1 pseudogene is annotated in these 875 nt (G+C 37.8%); it reads left to right on the top strand.

Going from position 1 to position 875, the window contains the following annotated elements:
* Window positions 1-370 precede the first annotated feature (370 nt).
* A pseudogene (locus CO726_RS31115) lies at window positions 371-875 on the top strand (RNA-binding protein); the annotation flags it as partial.

Raw genomic sequence — 875 nt, 5'->3', positions numbered from 1 at the left:
GGAGATAGGGCACTTTGAATCTCTTGAGCAAATAGTTGTAATTCGTTAGAAACAGAAACAGACATAAAAAACGCCATCCTTTCCTATGATTCTACAGAAAGAATAGCGTATTTTTTCATTTTAGGGGGCATTTCTTTTTATTAGCTTGATAGCGATGTGGCAGTACCCCTAGTAAGACTGCATTCTAGATTTTGGTTTAGCCTATAAAAAACTTATGATTTTAAAATTACCCTTGCATTTGAGTAGAAACACCATTATATTTGTATTAACAACTATATAAATAAATCATAATTCACGTGAAGGACACACCTTACGTACCATCCCAACGGTACAGGTGTGTCCTTTTTTACGTTCTAGGAGGAAAAATATAATGGCAGAAGATAAGACAAACACTCAAACTGTAGAAGAACTTGGAATGGCTTTTGAAGCAGAGAACCTACACGGTGACACAGTGCTAGAAACAAACTTTAATCAATTTGAGCGAGTACGTGAACATGAACTAGAGGAATTAGCCCGTATGAAACGTGAGCGCACTGTAGGAAAAGGCTTGATTACAGTCGTATCTGAAAAGCTATTCCCGACTAAAAACGGAAAGTCTGAGCGTATACAAGTACTTACAATGCAAATTGGTACTCATACAACAGCATATTGTCCCATTACAGAGGCAGGTATAAATGTTCCTAAAAATCCTCAATGGCTAGTGGGTAGGACAAAGCCTGTTATCATTGAACACTTCCAGAAAACGGAGGAAGGCAACTTTGCTGTTGTATCTATCACAGCAGGAGAGTTAGCACTTCAAAAAAGATTATATGAAGAAGTAACAGCGCAAGAAGGCAGTAAAGTGTACACAGGAACTGTTTCGGGTCATATTCCAT

The sequence above is a fragment of the Bacillus fungorum genome (genome assembly GCF_002746455.1).
GTDB classification, from domain to species: domain Bacteria; phylum Bacillota; class Bacilli; order Bacillales; family Bacillaceae_G; genus Bacillus_A; species Bacillus_A fungorum.
The sequence above is the reverse complement of the archived record's forward strand: the minus strand, read 5'-3'. Positions and strand labels throughout refer to the sequence as shown.